The 768-nt window shown below is 39.6% G+C and carries 1 protein-coding gene; it reads right to left on the bottom strand.

The annotated features are described in order from the left end of the window. Positions 1-408: 408 nt before the first annotated feature. Entirely contained in the window at positions 409-504 is a 96-nt protein-coding gene (locus CIK04_RS35945; RefSeq protein ID WP_097353751.1) for a DUF3265 domain-containing protein, read from the bottom strand. Positions 505-768 lie beyond the last annotated feature (264 nt).

Raw genomic sequence — 768 nt, 5'->3', positions numbered from 1 at the left:
ATTGCGCTCTAGGCGCATTACTTTAGTATTTTTTAGCCTGTAGGGATTCTCATGGCACCAAAAGTTGTTTTTCGCCAATCACGTTTTTTAGCTTCAAGGAAAGCTTGAACCGTTTAACGAAGATCCATCTCGATAGTTTAATATTGACTAGCTAAATGCAACGTCTTCCGAAATTATTTTCGTGAGTTCCTTTTAACTTGTAAATTTGCCAACTGATACTGCTTCTCAGATCTTTACCAACTAAAGAAGTGCTCGAYAAAACCCATTTTCTTAGGTCTCTAAGTAGGTTTAATGTAATAAAATCCTCATCCCATTCATGCCCAGATACGCTTAAGATTGAGTCTCTAACCAATCTTTCCAACATTCCAGTAAATTCGCTTAACTCTGTTCTCAAATTAACACTCCTTCCTAAACATAACGCCGCGTTAAGGGGTGAATGCCGCATAAACCAAGTTTCCGCAGAACACTTTCACCACAAAAATCACCGCAAACCAAAAATGCCATGCGGCATGAATCCCGCTTAAACGCCTTGTATGGATAATAACTAACGAATCAGGGTAAGGTGAGACCCAGACTTTAGCTGCAACTAAAGTTCTCTATCTGATAGTTCGATTGAACGCTGGCTCCTCTATTGAGAGACCGATAACAAGAACGAACATCAGATAGAACTCCAAGCATCACACTCGAATAGTCTTCTGGGTCTCGAGCCCGCATTTCGCAAGCAAGAGTTAGCTTATTATGAATACAAATACACTTCAAAACATTAAT

This window comes from Vibrio sp. 03_296 (assembly GCF_002265885.1).
The sequence above is the reverse complement of the archived record's forward strand: the minus strand, read 5'-3'. Positions and strand labels throughout refer to the sequence as shown.

Excerpts from the sequence above, each read along its gene's own strand:
- CIK04_RS35945 (WP_097353751.1), bottom strand. The coding sequence starts at position 504 with ATGGCATTTTTGGTTTGCGGTGATTTTTGTGGTGAAAGTGTTCTGCGG.